This window comes from Gammaproteobacteria bacterium, from assembly GCA_009838035.1.
Taxonomy (GTDB): Bacteria; Pseudomonadota; Gammaproteobacteria; order Steroidobacterales; family Foliamicaceae; genus Foliamicus.
The window spans coordinates 53,323-72,457 of sequence record VXSK01000023.1; the positions used below are offsets into that span (position 1 = coordinate 53,323).

Genomic DNA, 19,135 nt, shown 5'->3' on the forward strand with positions numbered 1-19,135 from the left:
GAGCATCCTCAACCCCGGCCGCGTAATCTCCGCCTAACCGGCACTCTGGGCGGCAAAGACGGCGGGGCAGCACCGCAGCGCTGGGGGATCAGCCGGTCATTGCGACGGCCATGGAGCCGCAGCTCTTGGCTTCCAGGATTTCGATCCAGTAGCCGTCGGGGTCCTTGATGAAGGCCAGGCCTTTCATCTTGCCGTCGTCCGGGCGCTTGACGAACTCCACGCCCAGTTCCTCGAAGCGCTTGCAGGCTTCGTAGACATCCGGCACGGACAGCCCGATGTGGCCGAAGCCCCGGGGGTCCGCGTTGCCGTCGTGATAGCCGGCGAAGTCGTCGTCGCTCTCCGTGCCCCAGTTGTGGGTCAACTCGATCATCGCCTTCTGACGAAAGGCATAGGCCGCGCGCGCCTCCGCACCGTCGGGAATGGGCTCGTCGTCTTCCGTGACGTATCCCATGAAATACAGCGAGAACTCCATATCCGGAAAGCGGAATTCCTTGATCAGCGTCATCCCCAGGATCCGGGAATAAAAATCCAGCGACCGCCGCGGATCCTTGATCCGCAGCATCGTCTGGTTCATGACGTAGCCCTCTGTCTCGGGGACCGATACGACCTGCCCCTCCTGAACGTTGGATTCGCTCGACATATGCCCTCCCCTTGTCGGCTAGTACTCGTATATTTCTATCGCCTGGGCCGCCATCGTGTAACCCGAATAGGCGAGGTCGGACTCGCGAAATTCGGTCTTGAGTTCGCCCGTCGCCCAGATGGGCTCCCAGGTGGACTCGAGATCCATGGGTTCTTCGGCCGTAATGTAGACAATCTGATTGGCGGGCGGCGGCGGATAGTGAATGCATGCCCCGAAATAAGGCACCAGCAGGAATTCGCTCACCTTGCCCTCGGCGGAAACCTCCAGCGGCACGACGAATCCGGGAATCTTCACCAGGACGCCGTCGAGCTCCTCGACCACGCCCATGGGCAGGACCGGCATCGCAAACGGATCGTCGAACGAACTGTCCCCCGGCTGCTCGGTCGCTTCGGCGTCGGGAATCAGATCATCCCAGGTGAGCTCGCGGGCATCGTCCGCAAATGCGAGGCCGCCGAAAAGCAGCGTTACCGCCAGCCCCCGCCAAATGACCCGATTCGAAATGCTCATGTTCTCACCATTTTAGCGCGGCGGCGCTAAAGCCTTACCGTCAGGCCGTCGGCGAGCGAATTCCGGTATGCCCGCCAGGCCGGAATGATGCTGACCATGACCGCGATGACAAGGATACCCGCCAGCACATAGAGATCAAAAGCCCGCAGTTGAACGCTCAGTTGAATGCCGAATTCCGCCAGCGCGAACTGCCGTATCGCCAGGATGCCGAGCTGGACCAGCAGCAGGCCGGAAAGTGCGCCGAGAAATGCCAGCATGGCCGCCTCCGAAAGCAGCAATGCAAATATGTGACCGGGCCTGGCGCCGACGGAACGCAGGACGGACATTTCGCGGCGGCGCTCGTTGAGGCTGACCAGCAGCGTCGAGAGCAGCCCGAGCACGCTGGCCAGCACGACCATCGCCGACACGCCCAGCAATGCGTATTCGGCAACGCGGACCAGGCCCCAGAGTTGCTGCAGGGCCACGCCCGGTATGACCGCGGTCATCGGCTCGTCCTCCAACTCGTTGACGTACCGCTGCAGCCCGAATATGGCCGTCCTGGATTTGAGCCCGACCAGGAACGCCGTGATTTCCTCCGGCTCGTAACCCTCGACGGGCGGCGCCACGCGATCGGCGCCGCCAGCCGAATGGATCAGGTCCATCCCGCTCAGGCTGATGTGCACGGTCCGATCGACCGGCGTGCCGGTGCGCGCGAGTATTCCGATGATCGTAAACGGGTCCTCGTCGTGGGTAAGAAAACTCGTGTCCGCCAGTCCGTGGGACACGACGATTTGCCGGCCGATGTCGTATCCAAGCCGCTCGGCCACCTCCGCGCCGATCACCGCCTCGGTCGCCGAAGTGAACGGACCGCCTTTTTCGAACGCCAGCGACCGGCGATCCGCATACCGGTAATGACTGAAATAGCCGAGGTCCGTCCCGAGGACCCGATAGCCCCGGTGCGCGTCGCCCAATGAGAACGGAATGGTCCATTCCACCTCCGGTCTGGCGCCGATCGTCCGGTAGCTGTTCCATGTGACGTTGTTGGTGGGATTGCCGATACGAAAAACCGAATACAGGAGCAGGTTCAGATCGCCGCTGCGCGCGCCGATGATCAGGTCGGTGCCGGAAATTGTATTGGCGAAGCTGGTTTGCGTGTCCGTCCTGACCCGATCCACTATGGACAACAGGCCCGCGCTCACGGCAATCGATGCTATGGTCAGAATGGCCGTCGCGCGCCGGTTGAGCAGGCTCTTGAAAACGAGCGAAACTGCGTTGCCGAAGTTATGCAGCATTGGAAGGGTCCGGCGCGGCATTGCTCAGCCCCAGATCGATCGCAACGTCGAAGTGCGTCGCGAGCGAAGCGTCATGGCTGACGAAGATGACAGTGCTGTCGGCCCGGCCGGCCTCGGACAGGAGCAGATTGATGAACTCGCGGCGACGGTCCGCGTCAAGCGACGAGGTGGGCTCGTCGGCGATAACCAGTTCCGGCCGGCCGATCAGGGCGCGTGCGGCGGCGACGCGTTGCTGCTGTCCAACGCTCAGGTCCGTCGTCCTGCGCGAACGAAGCTCCTCGCCGATGCCGAGCGCCGATAGCAGCCGGGCCGCCGATTTTTCGACCGAGCCGTCGGCATCGCAGGCGCGCTTCAACCGCCGCCGGGAATAGCGGCACGGCAGGGATGCGTTTTCGACCACCGAAAGGTACGGAACAAGATTGAATTGCTGAAAGATGAAGCCGACGTGATCCGCACGAATCCGGTCGCGGGCCGCACTCTTCATGCCGGAGAGATTCTCACCCAGAATGGCGACGACGCCCTCGCGCGGAACCAGTACGCCCCCGACCAGCGCGAGCAGTGTGCTCTTGCCGCATCCACTGGGACCGAAAACGAATACCCGTTGCGACGGCCGAACCTTGAGTTCGCGGATGACCAGTATGTCATCGCCCGAACCGTAGCCGAAACGCAGCCCCGATATGGCTATCGCGTCCCCTGGATCGACGCCGGCGCCCGGCATGGCTTCTAGGGCTGTGACAGCGAAACCGAGGGCGCCCGCCCCTCTACCGTCAAAACCTGCGCTCCGGCAGCGGTGAGAATCTGAATCTCGATCGTCTCGACGCCCGCGAAGCTTTCCGTGAAACGCAGCGCGAAGGAATCGAGATTCGATGCATTGGCGCATCTCCATTCGTAGTTTGCGCTGACTTCGGAGTGCTGTTCGGAATCGCCGTGGTCGTGCTCGTCGGTTTCCTCGTGTTCGTCGTGGTCGTGTGCGGCGGATTCGTCGTGCTCGTCGTGGTCATGATCGGCCGATTCGTCGTGCTCGTCGTTGTCGTGATCCGTGCCGTGCGAATCATGCGGATCGTCGTGATCGTGATCGCTCAGCACCTCGCCGGCATCGTCGTCCCCGATATGTTCCAGGACGTACGCCGGCCCGTCAATGGACGTGTCCGAAATGGTGCAACTCGCCGAGTCGGGCAGCCCGAACATCGCGTCCGCATTCGCCAGGGTCGCTGCAGCCTGTCGAATAAGTTCAAGCTGTTCGTCGCTCTCCGGCGCATGCTCAAAGCCGACGACATCGGACAGCGGCGCGTTCAGCGACATGGCAATCGTGCCGCCCTCAACCACGACGCCAAGCTCCACAACGCCATGGACGTGCTGAGCCGGCGCGCCGGCGGGAGCCAGGAAACAGATCGCCAGGGCATAAAGGAGCGGCGGCCGCCGCCGGGATGGATTATTCGAAATCTTGTACATCGTTCTAGATCCTCACTCGCAATCCTGCCTCGATCGTGCGGCCGGGCGCCGGGGCCAGGTCCTTGACGATGGAGGTGTGATGACGCTGCTCGTCATCCGTAAGGTTTCTGCCGCGCAGATACAGTTCGGTCCAGGTGCCGCCACGCTCAAACCCGTAACGGACGTAGGCGCGAAGGTCATCGTAGCCGTCTGTCGGAAGTTCGAAATCCGCAACACTGTTCTGCTCTGAAGCCCGGGAAAAGTCGACGCTCGCACTGAACGCGCCTGCACTGTACTCTAATCCGATACCGGCGCGATCGGGTGGGATGAGCGGCAGGTGGTCATTGCCGGACACATCCAGGTCGGCGGACACGGTGTCGAAGAAACCCCTGAGCTCGAGCCTCGCGTCTCCCCAGTCCGCCAGAACCAGGGACGCCTCCAGGTCCAGCCCGGAAAAGGTCGCGTCGGCCTGCGCAAAGGCGCGCACCATCAACTCGTCCATCTCCTCGCCGGTCGCGGTCTGGTAGATGAAGTCATTGAACTGCGTGTAGTACACAGTGCCCGCAACCGACCAGCGCGGACCCGCTCCGCGCAGCGTCGCCGAAAAGTTCAGCGCCTGCTCTTCCTCGAGTCCGGGATCGCCGATCTCGAAGCTGCGGGTCGCCAGGTGCGGCCCGTCGGAGAACAATTCCTCGCCTACCGGCGCCCGCGACGAGTAGTCGGCCAGCACGGTGGCCGTCCAGCCGTCTTCCAGCGGAATGATCGCCCCCAGCGAAGCACTCAGCGTCGTGAAGTCCGCATCGGCGCCGGTTGCGGGCTCAATGTTCCACGTTCTCCAGGCGCGCGCCGGCCTCGATGGCGAAACTGTCGAACGATCTTTCGCCCACCCAGAACACGCCCATCGCGCGTGAATCGACCGGCGGCGTAAAGGCTTCTTCGCCCACAACCGAGAATGAGCGGTCGGAGAGCTGCAGACCCACCGCACCTCCCCAGCCGCCAACCGGAAGGTGGGTCAGTTCAACGCGCGCCTCCCAGGCCTCGTTTTCGAACGCCGTGCCCACTTCTCCGGAAGGCTCGATCTCCAGGTGCTCGTAGTCGTTGACGCCCAGCCGCAGGTTCAGATCCGAAAAGCCCGGCAGCGGATCCATCAGGGCCGCCTCCAGATCCACGCGCGTCTGTTTCAGGTCGATAAAGGGATTGCCTTCATCTTCGTGTTCGTCCTCGTGCTCTTCTTCCTCGTGCTCTTCGTCGTCGTGGTGGGCCTCCTCATCGTGGTGTTCCTCTTCTTCATGCTCATGACCGTGTTCGTGAGCGTGTCCGGGTATTCCGTACTCGCCATTCATGGTGCTGACGGACACGCCGATGAATCCGCGCTCGCCTATGAACGAGAAGCCTGCGGCGCCGCCCTTCATGTCCATGGCGCTGCCGGGCAGAACCCCGAAAGCTTCCTCTTCCTCCTCGTGGTGCTCCTCTTCATCATGATGTTCGTCGTCATCGTCATGATGCCCCATTTCGTCTTCATGCTCCTCGTGCTCGTGCTCTTCCTCCTCCATGGCCCGGAACAGTGCCGATTCGGCGTAGCCCGGTATCTCGTAGTCATCGGCCTCGCGGCGGAACCCGTCGAGATGCCAGGCAAAGTTGTCCGCGCCGCCGTCCAGCCGGAACGAGCCGCTGCCTGCATCGCCGTTGTCGGCCCAGCGCAGGTCCAGTCGTCCGCTCAATTCTTCCACAACGGCGTCGGGAATGCGTCCCGTGTGCGTGTCCACCACTCCGCCGATCGATCCCGAACCGTACAGCAGCGTGCCGGACCCCTTGAACAACTCCACCCGCTCGGCAATAAAGGGGTCAACGGTGACCGCGTGATCGCCGCTGGTAACCGACACGTCCATCGTGTCGATGCGGTCCTCCATGATGCGGACGCGCGGGCCGCCCAGGCCATGGATGACAGGCCGGCCCACGGCAATCCCGTTTGAACCGTTATGGATGCCCGGTTCCCCGGCAACCGTCGCTCCCAGGGTGTCCGCCAGCTTGCGTTCCAACTCTTCTCCGGCCAGCACATCGGCGGGCGTGGCCAGTCCTTCCGCGGAAAGCGGATGTCCCACGATCACGACCTCTTCAATCGCCTCGGACCGATTCTCTTGCGCCTCATCCTGCCCCGGTGCGGCGGGCGCGATGCACATCAGCGCGACCGCAGAAAAAATCCTGCTACGTTCCATCTACCATCTCCTGATTCACTTGTACGCGCGCGGCTGCAGCGGCCGCCGCGCGACTCCAATGTTATGCGATAAGGAAACGGTATAACGTATCCGCTCTTACGCCACGGATGCAGTGTGCTGTTGACAACTTTCGTAGAATAGCCGCGCAGATGGACCCGCTTTTGCTGCTACTTACGGTCTACTGTCCGGCGATATTCGTCGCGGCGGTGTTGGGAGGGCGTCTGTCCGTTCTCGGCGCACTGACGCACACCCGCACGCAGGTCATCATGAGCCTGGTTGCGGGCTTTATCCTGGGAATTGCATTGTTTCACCTGCTGCCGCATGGACTGGAGCGGATACCCGGCCCCGAGAATATCGAGCACGGCATGCTTTGGACCGCGCTGGGCATCATTTTCATGGTCGCCCTGCAGCGTATTTTCCAGTTTCACCAGCACGATTTCAGCAGTGAAGCGCAGGCCTTGCAGGATCGTCGGGGGCACTCCCCGGCGACGATCGGCGCCAGCAGCGTGGCCGGCATCGCTTTCGGCCTGGCCGTCCACACGATCACCGAGGGCGTCGCCCTGGGGGCCAGCGTCCAGGAGAGCACGCACGCAACGGCAATCGGAGCGCTGCCGGGACTCGGCGTTTTCCTGGCGATCCTGTTGCACAAGCCCCTGGACGCCTATTCGATTCTCAGCGTCATGCGTTCGGCCGGCTACCGGCGCAGAACATGCAATATCGCGAACATCGCTTTTGCATTGCTCTGCCCGGTAGTGGCTCTCGGCACTTTCTGGCTGGGCGCTCAGTTGGCGGCCACGGGTGGAGGCGAACTGGCAGGTTACGCGCTGTGTTTTGCCGCCGGCGCTTTCCTCTGTGTGGCGCTAAGCGACGTGTTGCCGGAAATTCACTTTCATACCCACGACCGCTTCAAGCTGATCATTGCCTTCCTGGTGGGAATCGGCCTCGCCTTCGCGCTGCACTTCGTTGAGGCCGGCGCGGTGCACGACGGCCACAGCCACGGCCACTAGGGACCGGAGTACGGAGGTTCGGGCAGGGACGCACGATGTCGAAGGCCTCTTCAGGAAAATTGCCGAACCGGCAAACCTCGCGGACGCCCTGACGGAACCACGGCAACCCTCTTGGCCCGGTTTTTACTACGGACCAGAAGTACTCAAGCAGGAAATCAGCCGTCGGCTGTGGCGTTCCAGGCGTCCAGGACCTGCTTGCAGCCTACCACCGCCACGGTGTTGCCGTCGTCGTCCAGGAAGTTCAGCGGACCCAGGAAGGTCATGTAGAACTCGCTGTCCTCGGGGAACTCGGTGTGATCGTGCTGGGCGTTGCAGGCTTCGTAGCCATAGCCCGGCGCAACCGCCGTGTCGCCGCCTTCGGCAGTGCCGCCGCGCACATTCATGCGGCCCTTGGTCAGGAAATACTCGCCGGGACCCATATGGACATGTTTGGCGAACGACGATCCGGCCTTGCAATCGAAGATCGCGGTCCAGGCGCCGGCCTCGGGCGAAACGTGCAGCAGTTTCCAGCTGATATCGCCCTGACAAAGACCTTGGGGAAACGGCACCCAGTCCACGGCATCCATCTGGACATAACTGCCGGTGGGAGAGTTGTCAGCCATTGTTTTACTCCTCGCCTGCCGCCGCAGCCGAACCACCCGGCGCGCACGGCAGCCTCCAAAAAGGGGCATCAATCCTAACCACGAATAGACTACGCGTCAATTTCGGACCGCGCCCCGAAATTCGGCTATTCGCCCGTGAACCTGGGCGGGCGCTTTTCGAAGAACGCTGCCACCGCCTCGTCGTGGTCACGGGTGCGCTGCAGAATACCCTGCAGGTTCGCGGACATCTCCATGACCGACTCGAACCGGTCTTGCCTGCCGGCGCGCAGCAGTTGCTTGGCCATGCGCAGCGCCACGGGCGGCTGCAGCGCGATTTCGCCGGCGAGTTCGCGGGCCCTCGGCAGCAGTTCTTCCGGCGACGTGACTTCGCTGACCAACCCCCAGTCCTTCGCCGTTTCCGCGTTGATGAGCTGGCCGGTAAGCAATAGCTGTGCGGCGCGCGAATAGCCGATCAATTGCTGCAGGATCCAGGCGCCGCCATCGCCCGGAATCAGGCCCAGCTTCAGAAAGGTCTGCCCGAACAACGCCTTGTCCGAGGCCAGTCGGATTTCGGCAAGACAGGCCACGTCATTCCCCAACCCGATCGCCGGCCCGTTCACCGCCGCGATCATAGGCACGTCCAGGTTCCACAACGCTCGGACCATGCGGTGTATCTCGCTCCGATAGCTCTCGCGCAACTCCGCGGACCCGCCCTCGAACGCTCCGCTGCGGTCGCGCATGGCCTTGACGTCGCCGCCGGACGAGAATGCTCGGCCCGCGCCGGTGAGGATGGCGCAACGCACTTCTGAGTCCGCCTGTATGCGCTTGGCCGCCTTCTCGAACAACGCGCCGTCGCCGATCCGCCCCAGCAGGTTGCGCTCGTCGGGCCGATTGATCGTCAGCAGGACCACGGCCCCGTCCTTCTCGTACAGCAGCTCTTCACTCATTTCGATGTTTCCCGGATGACCGCACGGATAGTACCCCCTCGCACCGCTTCGATACCGCTTTATCTTCACCCCCTTCTTCCGGGGTGGATTCATGCAATCCACCATGAATACATCCCTGTAGCTTGCTCGTTCGCGCCGGGACAACGGCGCTCACCCCTGCCTCCAATACTCCCTGAAGAAGGGGGTGAAGACAAAGCTGCGGCAGGCGCTGGGGGCCGGAAGGACGGGAGCAAGGAAAGGCGGGCTATGCGGACTCTAGAGCGATCGTTTCACAGACGGCGGAGCAGAGGCGCCTGAGGTCCCGCACGGACATCACGTAGGCCGGCATCAGGTAAACCAGCCGACCGAACGGCCGCGCCCATACGCCCCGTTCCACCAGCCGGTGCTGGACGCGGGCGATGTCCACGGGCTTGCGCGTCTCCACTACCCCGATGGCGCCGAGCACGCGCACGTCCGCCACCTGAGCCAGATCTCGGCAAGGCGCGAGGCCACGGCGCAATTCGCGCTCGACCCGCGCCACGCGTTTTCTCCACGGCGAGTCCAGCAACAACTGCACACTGGCATTGGCGATCGCGCAGGCCAACGGGTTCGCCATGAAGGTCGGTCCGTGCATCAGCACGCCGGCGGCTCCGGGCGCGGCGGAGATCGTCCCGGCGACGTGCGGCCGCGCCAGCGTGGCCGCCAGGCTCAGGTAACCGCCGGTGAGCGCCTTGCCCACACACATGATGTCGGGAACAACGCCGGCGTGATCGCAGCCGAACAGCTCGCCGCTGCGGCCGAACCCGGTGGCGATCTCGTCGGCGATCAGCAGAAGCCCCATACGATCGCACAGTTCGCGGGCGCCCTTCAGATACTCGGGATGGTAAAAGCGCATACCGCCGGCGCCCTGCACGATCGGCTCCAGGATCACCGCGGCGATCTCATCGTTGTGCCGGGCGGCCAGGTCCTCCAGCGAAGCCAGGTCGGACGGATCCCAGGACTCGCCGAAGCGCACGCGCGGCCGGTCGGCGAACAGCTGTTCGGACACAACCCCGGAGAACAGGTGATGCATGCCGGTTACCGGATCGCAGACCGACATGGCCTGGAAGGTGTCGCCGTAATAGCCACCCCGTATGGTCAGCAGCCGGGTCCGGCCCTCCACGCCGCGGGCGCGCCAGTACTGCAGGGCCATCTTGATCGCCACTTCCACCGCCACCGACCCCGAATCGGAAAAAAAGACCCGGTCCAGGTCGCCTGGAGTCAATTCGACCAGGCGTTGCGCAAGGCGGATCGCCGGGGCATGTGTCAGCCCCCCGAACATCACATGCGGCATGCGCGATATCTGCTCGCGCGCGGCGCGGTTCAGCGCCGTATGGTTGTAGCCGTGAATTACCGACCACCATGACGACATCCCATCGATCAGTTCCCGCCCGTCGGCCAGCGTCAGGCGCACGCCGCGGGCGGAGACCACGGGATAGACCGGCGTAGGACTCCGCATGGACTCGTAGGGATGCCAGATGTGCCGCCGGTCGAAATCCAGGTCGGCGGCGGAGGGGCGGTCGTTCACAGGTCGATTCTCGCTGCGTAAGACTTAACGTGCCCGGGGCTTACCGGCTGGCGCAGGTTGGGAAGATCGAGAAGGCACTTCAATCCCGTCTCGCGCAGGATCACGCCGCGGGAATGGTCGTTCCGCTCGCCGTTGAATACGATACCGGCCAGCGCCAGATCACGCGACTTGAGCGCCTCCACGGTAAGCAGCGTGTGATTGATGCTGCCCAGGTAGTAGCTGGAAACAACGACCACCGGCAGGCTCCAGTATTTCAGGAGATCGATATTGAGCAGGCCATCGGCCACCGGCACCAGCACTCCGCCGGCCGGTTCCACCACGAGCGGGCCGTCCACTTCCGGCAGGCGCAGGTCTTCCTTGCGAAGGGTCACACCCTCTTGGGCCGCTGCGGCGTGCGGCGCCATCGCCGCCTTCAGGCTGTACGCCTCGGGCAGGAAGCGGGCGCGGCTGAGCGTGACCAGCCGCCGGACTTCCTCGGTGTCGGTATGCACAAGGCCGCCGGCCTGTATGGGTTTCCAGTAACTGGCTCCCAGGCGCTCCACCAGCAGCGCGGAGACCAGGGTCTTGCCTACGCTGGTTCCGATGCCCGCAACTGCGCAGCGCTCCATCGATTTCCGCCTGCGCCGGAAAGCCTCCGAAGGATGCGGCGGCGCGGCGCCCCCGCATCCGGATCCGTATCGGTGCGGTTACCGGCCGGCGGACGAAGCCGGCGACGCGCGTTTCTCGACGCCCAGGCTTGCCAGTATCGCGGCGGTTTCCTCGGCGGCACCCCGGGCGTCAACCTCACGGTCCACCGCCAGGATCACGCCATCCGTTCCGATATAGAAGGTTTCGCGCCTCGGCACGCCATACTGCCCGATCACCTGGTAAGCGTTCGCCACTTCCTTGCTTTCGTCGGAGAGGATCGGGAAGTCCGCGTCGTACTTGCTCGCGAAATCGGTGTTGTCGCCGATGGGATCCACGCTGGCCATGAAGTAGCTGACCTTGTATTCGCGGATCATGTCCCCGTCTTGCGCCAGGGACTGACACTGGGCCGTGCAGCCCGGCGTAAAGGCCTTGGGAAACCAGGCCAGCACCACCGGGCCTTTCTTGAGCAGGTCCGCAAGGGCATGAGTTTCCCCGTCGGAGCCGGGCAGGGTCCAGTCCGGGGCCTGCATGCCTGCCTCCAGGCTGGCAGTCGGCGCCTCGTCGGCGAGAACCGCGGCGGAAAGGGCGAGTGTCGCAACGGCCATCAGGTTTTTCATGGGGCATTACCGGTAGTGGCTGGGGGCGGAAAATTATATCCACTCGCCGCCCTCCCCCAGGTTCTAACGCAGCGCTTCGTCCACGGCACTGAACAACAGGTCGATTTCCTCCCTGGTGTTGTGCGAGTGCAGACACACCCGGATTCGCTCCTCGCCCGCCGGAACGGTGGGCGCGCGAATCGGCAGGGCGGCCAGCCCCCGGCTGCGAAGAACGCCGCCCACGCGCCTGATGCGTCGGGCGCCAGGCACGCGCAGGCACTGGATCCAGGACTCGCTCGGCAGCCAGGGCTGTGCGGACTCCGCCACGCGCCCGCGAAAATGGGAGACGTTATCCAGCAACTGTTCACGCTCCGCATTCAGGTCCGGAAGCATGTCGTAGACGGACTGCACGCTCGCCGCCCAGAGCGGGGAGACCCCGGTGGAGAACACGAACGAACGGGCAAAATTCACGAGGTAATCGCGCAGGTCCTTCGAACACAGCACGGCGCCGCCCTGCAGTCCGAGCGCCTTGCCGAAAGTCACCACCCGGGCCAGCACCCGGTCCTGCAGTCCGGCGGCGACCACGCCGCCGCGGCCCGCGGGCCCCAGCACCCCGTTGGCATGCGCCTCGTCCACCACGACCGCGGCATCCTGTTCTTCGGCCAGAACGGCTATTTCCTTGAGCGGTGCAAAGTCGCCGTCCATCGAATAGACCGTGTCCACCGCCACCGCGGCGGTTTCCCCGGAAGGCAGTTCGCCCAGCCGGGCCTTCAGGTCGCGCATGTCGTTGTGCACGAAGATCACCCGCTTCGCGCCGCTCAGGCGGCCGCCGTCGATGGCGCTGGCATGCAGCAGGCGGTCGCAGACCAGCGTCTGCACCACTCCGCCCAGGCTCGCCAGCAATCCGAGGTTGGCGGCGAATCCGCTGGAGAAAACCAGCGCCGCCTCGGACGCGTAGAACCCGGAGAGCTGCGCCTCCAGCGCCTCGATTTCAGGGTGATTCCCGGAGATAAGCCGGGAACCGGTCGCGCCCTGCGGCGCCGCGCTCTCGGCCGCGACCGCGGCGATCCTTCCGCGCAGGCGACGGTCCCGGGCCAGGCCCAGGTAGTCATTGGAACAGAAGTCAATGCCGCCGGGCGCCGTCTCGAGGCTGCGCAGCAGGCCGACCTTTTCGCGCTCCCTGAGCGCCTCCCGTATGGCGCGCCGTATCGCAGCGCTCATGCAGCCGCGTGCGTATCCTGCTGCGTGTACGGTTCTCTGGGGGTAAGGCCCAGCAGCTCGAGCAGCCCCTCGTCGCTGTCGAACGAGGGGTTCGGCGTGGTGAGCAGCTTTTCGCCGGTGAAGATCGAATTGGCGCCGGCCAGGAAACACAGGGCCTGCTGCTCGGCGCTCATGCGCGAGCGCCCGGCGGACAGGCGAACCATGGCCCTGGGCATGAGCACGCGCGCGCTCGCGATCATCCGGACCATTTCCCAGGTCGAGACCGGCGGGCAGTCTTCCAGCGGAGTCCCGGGCACCGGAACAAGCGCGTTGACCGGGACCGATTCCGGCGGGCTGGGCAGGGTGGCCAGCGTGTGCAGCAGGTCAATGCGCTGATCGACCGTCTCGCCCATCCCGATGATGCCGCCGCAACAGACCGACAGCCCGGCCTTGTGCACGTTGGCCAGAGTCTCGAGGCGATCGTCATAGGTGCGGGTGCCGATGATCTCGGGATAGAACTCGCGGCTGGAATCCAGATTGTGGTTGTAGGCGTAGAGGCCCGCTTCCTTGAGCCTCTCGGCCTGCGACTCGGTGAGCATGCCCAGCGTGCAGCAGACCTCAAGGCCGAGGTCGCGGACGCCGGACACCATCTCCAGCACCTCGTCGAAATGGCGGTTGTCGCGCACTTCGCGCCAGGCGGCGCCCATGCAGAAGCGGGTGCTCCCCGCCTCCCTGGCTTCACGCGCGGCTTCCAGCACCGCGTCGAGTTTCAGCAGGCCATGCCGGTCGATGCCGGTGTGGTAGCGGGCCGCTTGCGGGCAATAGGCGCAGTCCTCGGGGCAGCCGCCGGTCTTGACCGAAAGCAGCGTGCAGAGCTGCACCTGGCCGGGCGCATGATGCTCGCGGTGCACCGTCGCCGCCCTGTATATCAGGTCCAGCAGCGGCGAATGGTAGATCGCCGCGACGTCCGCCCTTGTCAAGTCCGGCATGCTCGCCTCCTGGTGCACTAATGCCTTATCTCAGGTGTGTCCCGCCGCCCGAGCACGGACGGCGCCAGCAGTTCATCGTAACGCCGGCGCCCCAGCATCGCCTCGGGGCTGCGGTCCGCCAGCGATACTACAACGATTACCAGCGCCGCGGCCGGTATCGAGAACAGACCGGGGTAAATCCACGGGAATGGTGCGTTTTCCAGGCCCAGGGCGCCCTCCCAGACGGCCGGGCTCAGCGCCAGCAATGCCACCGACACGACCATCCCCACCCAGCCCCCGAGGATCAGGCCGCGCGCGCTGGCTCCTCGCCAGAACAGCGCCGCGACCAGCGCCGGCGTATTGACGCTGGCGGCCACGGTAAAGGCGAGCGCGGTCAGATAGGCCACGTTCTGTCCCTGAAACTGCATCCCCAGCGCCACGGCCAGCACGCCCAGCGCCACGACGCTGATCCGCGAGGCCCGGACCTCGGTCCTGTCGTCGACGCGGCCACGTTTGTAGACCCCGCTGTAGAGATCGTGCGCCAGCGCCGCGGCCGCCGCCAGCACCAGTCCGCATACCACCGCCAACAGCGTCGCGAAAGCCACCGAAGCCATGAATCCCAGCATCACGTTGCCTCCGATGATTCGCGCCGCATGCATGATCGCCATATTGGTGCTGCCGATCATTCCGCCCTGGTCGTCCAGGATTTCGGTGTTGCCGGCCAGCAGCACCACGATGCCGAGGCCGGTAATCCAGAGCAGCAGGGAAAAAGTCACGATGTAGCCGGTGGCGAAGACCGCGGACCGGCGCGCCTGCCGGGCGTCGGGAACCGTAAAGAAGCGCATCAGCAGATGCGGCAGCCCGACCATGCCGACGATGCCGGTCAGGACAAACGCAAAGATCGAAACCCGGTCGGGCAGGAACTGTCCCGGGCTCAGCCACGCCTCGCCCCGCTGATGCACGCGCGCCGCCGACTCCAGCAGCGACAGCGGGCCCTCGCCCAGATTCAGCATGAGCAGGGCGAGCAGCACCAGGATCGAGAACATGAGCAACACGGCCTTGGTCATCTGCACCCAGGTGGTCGCCAGCATCCCGCCCACGCTTACGTAGAGCACGGTCAGGCCGCCCACCATGGCGACGGCCCAGGGATAGGGAATGCCGAACAGCACCTCGAACAGCGCCCCGCCCGCCACCATCTGCGATATCAGGTACAGGACCGCGGCCACCAGCGTGCCGGTGGCGGCCAGCACCCGGATCGAGTTCTCGCGAAAGCGCGCCGACAGCACGTCCACGAAGGTATAGCTGCCCAGGTTGCGCAGCCGTTCCGCGAGCAGGCACATCAACAGCGGGTAGCCGACCGCCCCGCCCGTCATGTAGATCAGGCCGTCGTATCCGTCCGTGTAGATGACGGCGGTCACTCCCAGCAGCGTTCCGGCCGAGAGGTGGTCGCCGGCGATCGCCAGCCCGTTGCTGAAGCCGCCCACCGAGTGCGAGGCCGCGTAGAACTCCGAGGACGAACGCGTCCGCCGTCCCGCCTGCCAGGTAATCAGTAGCGACGCCCCGAGGATCAGGACGAACGTGAGGATGGAAGCCAGGTTAGGCGCCATCGGGACTGTTCCATCCGTGGCGTTCCCTGACTTGCGCGCGCAACGGCGTCAGCCGGCGCGTGCTGAGCGCCGCATAGGTGGCCGTGGCGGCAAACCAGCCGAGCAGGCCCAGCACGTTCCAGACCAGACCGACGGTGATCCAGCGCCCGGGCACGAGGCGTATGTCGAGCACTTCCGGCCAGTAGGCCATCGTCACGCCCAGACTGACGTAGAACGCCACTACGCTGCCGGCAATGGCGAAAGCGTAGCGCCGCTGGAGACGGCGCAGCCGGATGAAGTCCGGATCCCGGCTAAGTTTCGCTACGGTATTCAACTTTGCCCCGGGAAAGAGGGCGTCTCGCCCTCTCGGAGGTCGGGACGACCTCGCTCCCGGGCTACGATTGCAGGATGCAATAGAGCACGATCAGGTGGCCGTCGTGATCGAGCATGCCGATTTCCCGGCCCACGCGGCCGTCGTGCGTGCGCAGCGTTTCTTCCGGAAAGACATGCAGGCCTTCGGCGCGCGCGGCTTCCAGGACGCCGTCGATATCGTCCACCTCCAGGACCAGCGCGTGGCTGCTGGGCAGGTTGGGCTCGGGCAGTTCCACGCCCTTGATCTCGGTCAGGGCCAGGCTGCGCACCTGGTCTTTGGAGCTGAGCGCGGCGAACCCGGTCGTGGCTTCCCGGGGGATCTGAAACACCACGAACGAATACGACTCGGGGCGGTGTCCCAGCGTGAAATCCAGCTTGAAGCCCAGGATGTCCCGGTAGACGCGATAGGCGCGCTCCAGGTCCGCAACGACAAGATTGGTGCGTTGCACCCGCACCGGAAGGTCACTGGTCATCTTTCATTCTCCCATCCTGAGCATCGGAAAATCGGTGAGCGGAATGCTCACGGTCTTGGGTTCGGTAAAGAACTCCAGGCTCCCCCTGGCCCCGTCCCGGCCGATGCCGGACTGCTTGTAGCCGCCGAATGGCGCCCGCAATTCGCGATAGATCGGCGTGTTCACCCAGATCGTGCCGGCGCGCAGCTCGCGCGCCGCGCGCATCGTCACGTTGAGGTCCTGCGACCACAGGTAGGCCACCAGCCCGAACTCCGAGTCGTTGGCGATGCGCAGTGCCTCGTCGAGGTCTTCGTAGACCAGGAAAGTCGCGAACGGGCCGAAGATCTCTTCCTGGCAGATGCGTGCCGAGTTGTCCTCGGCGAGAACCGCCGTCGGCTCCACGAACCAGCCCTGCTCCATGCCCTCGGGCCGGCCGCCGCCGGTCAGCAGCTTCGCGCCCTCCTCGCGCGCCAGGCTCGCGTAACCCAGCACCCGGTTCATGTGGTTCTCGTAGCACAGCGGTCCGATTTCGGTCTCCGCCTCGAGCGGATCGCCGATGCGCAGCTTGCGGGCCCGCTCGACGAACCGCTCGATGAACTCGCCGGCAATCGACTTCTGCACCAGGATGCGCGAGCCCGCCAGGCATTGCTGGCCGTTGCTGGAGAAGATGCCGATCAGCGAGCCGTCGAGCGCGCGGTCGAGGTCGGCGCTCTCGTGCACGATGTTGGCGGACTTGCCGCCCAGTTCCAGCAGCACCGGCTTTAGCGACTTGCCGGCCTCCGACATGATGATCTTTCCGGTCTCCGAGCCGCCGGTGAACCCCACCATGTCCACTTCCGGGTGGTTGACCAGCGCCGTTCCGGTAACCGGTCCCCGGCCGTTGACGAGATTCACGACTCCCGGCGGCAGCCCGGCCTCGTGGAAGATCTCCACCATCCGCTCCATCGAGTGCGGGGTGTATTCGGACGGCTTCAGCACGCAGGTGTTGCCGAAGGCGATGCAGGTGGCCACCCGCATGGAAGCCAGCGGTACCGGCGCGTTCCACGGCGCCATCATGGCGCCCACCCCGACCGGTTCGCGGGTCACGTAGGTCAGGTAGTTGGGGTTCTGCGTATAGACCTCGCCCGATTCCTGGCTCAGGACCTCGCCGAAGAACTCGAAGTTGTAGGCGGCGCGCGCCACGTGCATGGCGCGGACCTGGCTGATCGGCACGCCGGTGTCGAGACTGTCAAGAAACTCCAGCTCGTCGCGGTGCCGGTGCAGCGCCTCGTGCATGGAGCGGAAGATCGCCTTGCGCTCGTCGGCGCCCATGCGCGGCCAGGGACCGGTCTCGAAGGCCTTTCGCGCCGAGCGCACGGCCGCATCCACTTCCTGTGCGTCCGCCTCCCTCAGGACCCCGTTCGGCTCCTCGCTGGCCGGATTGATGATCGGAAAGTCCACCCCGCGCCTTGACGCGCCCACCGGCTCGCCGTCGATGATGCTGGTTACGCGTTCGCGTACGTCGAATGCCACGTCGTTCATGGCGGGCGAGCATAAAGAATCGGCGGCGGCTAATCAATCTGCGCGACTGCCCTCACGGCCGCCTCCCAAAGCACGCGCACGTTTTCGTAGCCCTCCACCAGGTGCATCAGACCGCGCCAATCGGACGGATAAACGCGGCCCCTGGCCGCGCCCAGGAGCGCGCGGGCCCGTCCCTCGTCGAGATCGTGATGACCGATCACGACGGCGAGGTCGAAGAGCGGGTCGCCCGGGCAGGCGAACTCCCAGTCGATGAGGCGCAATGCCGGTCCGCGCAGAATGTTCTGCGCCACGGGGTCGTTGTGGCACAGCGCCGGTTTTCTGCGGTGACCGGCGGCCGCCCTGAGGGAACGGCAAGTTTCACGCGCCGTTCTTCGCGCCCGGACATTCCCGACCAGCGATGCGTAGCGATCGAGGGAACGGGCCATGTCCAGCGGCGCGATGTCAGGGGGTGGAAGAACCGTCTCGTGCAGACGCCGGAGGTTCGCTCCCAGATTGCGCAGAAGCCGTGGATCGCGCAGACCGCCGGGCATGCAGGCGCGGCCCGGCAGGCGTCGCGTCACGAGCACTCCGCGGCGGGGATCGGCGAAAACAAGTTCCGGGCCGAGTCCCCGGCTTTCGATCGCACGCAGGACGTCGACTTCGGCGGCCCGGTCCAGCCCCAGCAGGCGCACGGCAGGCGTGTCGAAACGAACCATCAGCCTTTCATCGCCCCGCGCGGCCAGCCACGTCTCGTTCCATCCGCCGCCGCCGAGCCTGCGGATGAGCTTGACGTCCGCCAGCGCCGGGCACTCGTCAAGCAGCCGCGGCCGTTTCACGCCGGCAGGGCCTTGCGCCAGGAACGGTAGCCCACCCATGCCAATGCGAAGTAGCTGGCGTAAAGCAGGGTGGTCAAATAAAGGCCCCTCTCCAGGTAAAGGGCCACGTAAGTCGTGTCCAGCACCATCCACCAGATCCAGTTGCCGATGTACTTGCGCGCCTGCATGAAGGTGGCCAGCGGCGCCGCGAGCGCGGTAACCACGTCGATAAAGAACAGGGACGACTCGCTGTATTGCGCGCCGAAGATCGTGATCGGGATCGATACGGCCAGCAGCGCGGCCACCGCGATCAGGTTGTTGCGCCAGCCCCAGAAGCCCAGCGTCGCGGGGTTCTTCGCTCCCCTGCGCCACTTGCGGTAGCCGTACACGGCCATGACCATGTAGAAAACCTGCAGCCAGGGCTGGAAGATCAGCCCGGCGTCCAGGAAGACCACCACGAACAGCCCGGAAGCGACGTACGACGCCAGCCAGCACGAGATATGACGGCGTATGGCCAGCACCACGTAGACGAAGCCGAGCACGACGGCCACGACCTCCAGGATCGCCATCAGGTCCATGCGGAATCAGGCGCTGGCAGCTAGAGCTGCGGGGGCGAGTCGATGGGCAGGTCGGCGTTCAGGTACTTGGCCACCAGCACCACCCGGTCGCCGGATTGCATGACCGACTTCATGCAGGCGTCCACAGCCCGCTGAACGTCCTCCATCTCGCCGCGAAGCTGGGTGCTCATCTGGTTGGTGAGCACCTCGACGCCGGGCTGCCCGCGCAACTCGCGAATAAACCCCGTGATGCGTTCGATCGGCTGCTCGCTGGCCAGCGGGTAAAGGCTGAGTTCGGCGGTGATGCGCATGGTCC

22 protein-coding genes are annotated in these 19,135 nt (G+C 64.9%); 1 reads left to right on the plus strand and 21 read right to left on the minus strand.

The window, feature by feature from the left end; translation table 11 throughout:
- Window positions 1-88 precede the first annotated feature (88 nt).
- The 7 genes from gloA to F4Y72_09760 are packed head-to-tail and all read right to left on the minus strand — an operon-like array spanning window position 89 to window position 6,065.
- Window positions 89-640, minus strand: coding sequence for a lactoylglutathione lyase (gene gloA, locus F4Y72_09730; protein MXZ28568.1), 552 nt, complete (start codon window positions 638-640; stop codon window positions 89-91).
- A gap of 18 nt (window positions 641-658) precedes the next feature.
- Window positions 659-1,147 carry a DUF3299 domain-containing protein gene (locus F4Y72_09735; protein ID MXZ28569.1) on the minus strand — a complete coding sequence of 163 codons (489 nt, stop codon included), beginning with the start codon at window positions 1,145-1,147 and terminating at the stop codon, window positions 659-661.
- A gap of 26 nt (window positions 1,148-1,173) precedes the next feature.
- Complete coding sequence (locus F4Y72_09740; GenBank protein ID MXZ28570.1) at window positions 1,174-2,418, minus strand: FtsX-like permease family protein; 1,245 nt, start codon at window positions 2,416-2,418, stop codon at window positions 1,174-1,176.
- Window positions 2,408-3,136, minus strand: a complete 729-nt coding sequence (locus F4Y72_09745) for an ABC transporter ATP-binding protein (GenBank protein MXZ28571.1) — start codon at window positions 3,134-3,136, stop codon at window positions 2,408-2,410. The genes F4Y72_09740 and F4Y72_09745 overlap by 11 nt, the downstream gene beginning before the upstream one ends.
- Window positions 3,137-3,141: 5 nt before the next feature.
- On the minus strand, window positions 3,142-3,870 hold the full coding sequence (locus tag F4Y72_09750) for a DUF2796 domain-containing protein (protein ID MXZ28572.1): 729 nt from the start codon (window positions 3,868-3,870) through the stop codon (window positions 3,142-3,144).
- Between the two features lie 4 nt (window positions 3,871-3,874).
- Complete coding sequence (locus F4Y72_09755; GenBank protein MXZ28573.1) at window positions 3,875-4,849, minus strand: TonB-dependent receptor; 975 nt, start codon at window positions 4,847-4,849, stop codon at window positions 3,875-3,877.
- On the minus strand, window positions 4,668-6,065 hold the full coding sequence (locus tag F4Y72_09760; protein MXZ28574.1) for a TonB-dependent receptor plug domain-containing protein: 1,398 nt from the start codon (window positions 6,063-6,065) through the stop codon (window positions 4,668-4,670). The genes F4Y72_09755 and F4Y72_09760 overlap by 182 nt, the downstream gene beginning before the upstream one ends.
- 149 nt (window positions 6,066-6,214) lie before the next feature.
- Between F4Y72_09760 and F4Y72_09765 the strand changes: the two genes are divergently transcribed.
- Entirely contained in the window at window positions 6,215-7,072 is an 858-nt protein-coding gene (locus F4Y72_09765) for a hypothetical protein (protein MXZ28575.1), read from the plus strand.
- Window positions 7,073-7,227: 155 nt separating this feature from the next.
- Here F4Y72_09765 and F4Y72_09770 read toward each other — a convergent pair whose 3' ends face one another.
- The 14 genes from F4Y72_09770 to F4Y72_09835 form a co-directional block, all read right to left on the minus strand.
- A complete protein-coding gene (locus tag F4Y72_09770) occupies window positions 7,228-7,674 on the minus strand; it encodes an acetylacetone-cleaving protein (protein MXZ28576.1) in 447 nt (148 codons plus the stop codon).
- Between the two features lie 125 nt (window positions 7,675-7,799).
- Window positions 7,800-8,600 (minus strand): crotonase/enoyl-CoA hydratase family protein, encoded by an 801-nt coding sequence (locus F4Y72_09775; GenBank protein MXZ28577.1) that lies wholly within the window; start codon window positions 8,598-8,600, stop codon window positions 7,800-7,802.
- A gap of 244 nt (window positions 8,601-8,844) precedes the next feature.
- Window positions 8,845-10,146, minus strand: coding sequence for an adenosylmethionine--8-amino-7-oxononanoate transaminase (gene bioA, locus F4Y72_09780; protein ID MXZ28578.1), 1,302 nt, complete (start codon window positions 10,144-10,146; stop codon window positions 8,845-8,847).
- Window positions 10,143-10,754: a dethiobiotin synthase gene (bioD, locus tag F4Y72_09785; GenBank protein ID MXZ28579.1), complete on the minus strand. Its 612-nt coding sequence runs from the start codon at window positions 10,752-10,754 to the stop codon at window positions 10,143-10,145. The genes bioA and bioD overlap by 4 nt, the downstream gene beginning before the upstream one ends.
- A gap of 78 nt (window positions 10,755-10,832) precedes the next feature.
- Entirely contained in the window at window positions 10,833-11,378 is a 546-nt protein-coding gene (locus F4Y72_09790) for a peroxiredoxin (protein MXZ28580.1), read from the minus strand.
- A 75-nt stretch (window positions 11,379-11,453) separates the two neighbouring features.
- Window positions 11,454-12,590 carry an 8-amino-7-oxononanoate synthase gene (locus tag F4Y72_09795; GenBank protein ID MXZ28581.1) on the minus strand — a complete coding sequence of 379 codons (1,137 nt, stop codon included), beginning with the start codon at window positions 12,588-12,590 and terminating at the stop codon, window positions 11,454-11,456.
- Entirely contained in the window at window positions 12,587-13,558 is a 972-nt protein-coding gene (gene bioB / locus F4Y72_09800) for a biotin synthase BioB (protein MXZ28582.1), read from the minus strand. The genes F4Y72_09795 and bioB overlap by 4 nt, the downstream gene beginning before the upstream one ends.
- Window positions 13,559-13,575: 17 nt before the next feature.
- Complete coding sequence (gene actP / locus F4Y72_09805) at window positions 13,576-15,144, minus strand: cation/acetate symporter ActP (protein ID MXZ28583.1); 1,569 nt, start codon at window positions 15,142-15,144, stop codon at window positions 13,576-13,578.
- Window positions 15,134-15,538: a DUF485 domain-containing protein gene (locus F4Y72_09810; GenBank protein ID MXZ28584.1), complete on the minus strand. Its 405-nt coding sequence runs from the start codon at window positions 15,536-15,538 to the stop codon at window positions 15,134-15,136. The genes actP and F4Y72_09810 overlap by 11 nt, the downstream gene beginning before the upstream one ends.
- Window positions 15,519-15,968, minus strand: a complete 450-nt coding sequence (locus tag F4Y72_09815) for a VOC family protein (protein MXZ28585.1) — start codon at window positions 15,966-15,968, stop codon at window positions 15,519-15,521. Before F4Y72_09815 ends, F4Y72_09810 begins: the two co-directional genes overlap by 20 nt.
- 3 nt (window positions 15,969-15,971) lie before the next feature.
- On the minus strand, window positions 15,972-17,468 hold the full coding sequence (locus F4Y72_09820) for an aldehyde dehydrogenase (protein MXZ28586.1): 1,497 nt from the start codon (window positions 17,466-17,468) through the stop codon (window positions 15,972-15,974).
- Between the two features lie 29 nt (window positions 17,469-17,497).
- Window positions 17,498-18,322 carry a phosphotransferase family protein gene (locus tag F4Y72_09825; GenBank protein MXZ28587.1) on the minus strand — a complete coding sequence of 275 codons (825 nt, stop codon included), beginning with the start codon at window positions 18,320-18,322 and terminating at the stop codon, window positions 17,498-17,500.
- Window positions 18,280-18,840: a nicotinamide mononucleotide transporter gene (locus tag F4Y72_09830; GenBank protein MXZ28588.1), complete on the minus strand. Its 561-nt coding sequence runs from the start codon at window positions 18,838-18,840 to the stop codon at window positions 18,280-18,282. The genes F4Y72_09825 and F4Y72_09830 overlap by 43 nt, the downstream gene beginning before the upstream one ends.
- Before the next feature lie 20 nt (window positions 18,841-18,860).
- Window positions 18,861-19,130: a hypothetical protein gene (locus F4Y72_09835; GenBank protein ID MXZ28589.1), complete on the minus strand. Its 270-nt coding sequence runs from the start codon at window positions 19,128-19,130 to the stop codon at window positions 18,861-18,863.
- Window positions 19,131-19,135: the final 5 nt, after the last annotated feature.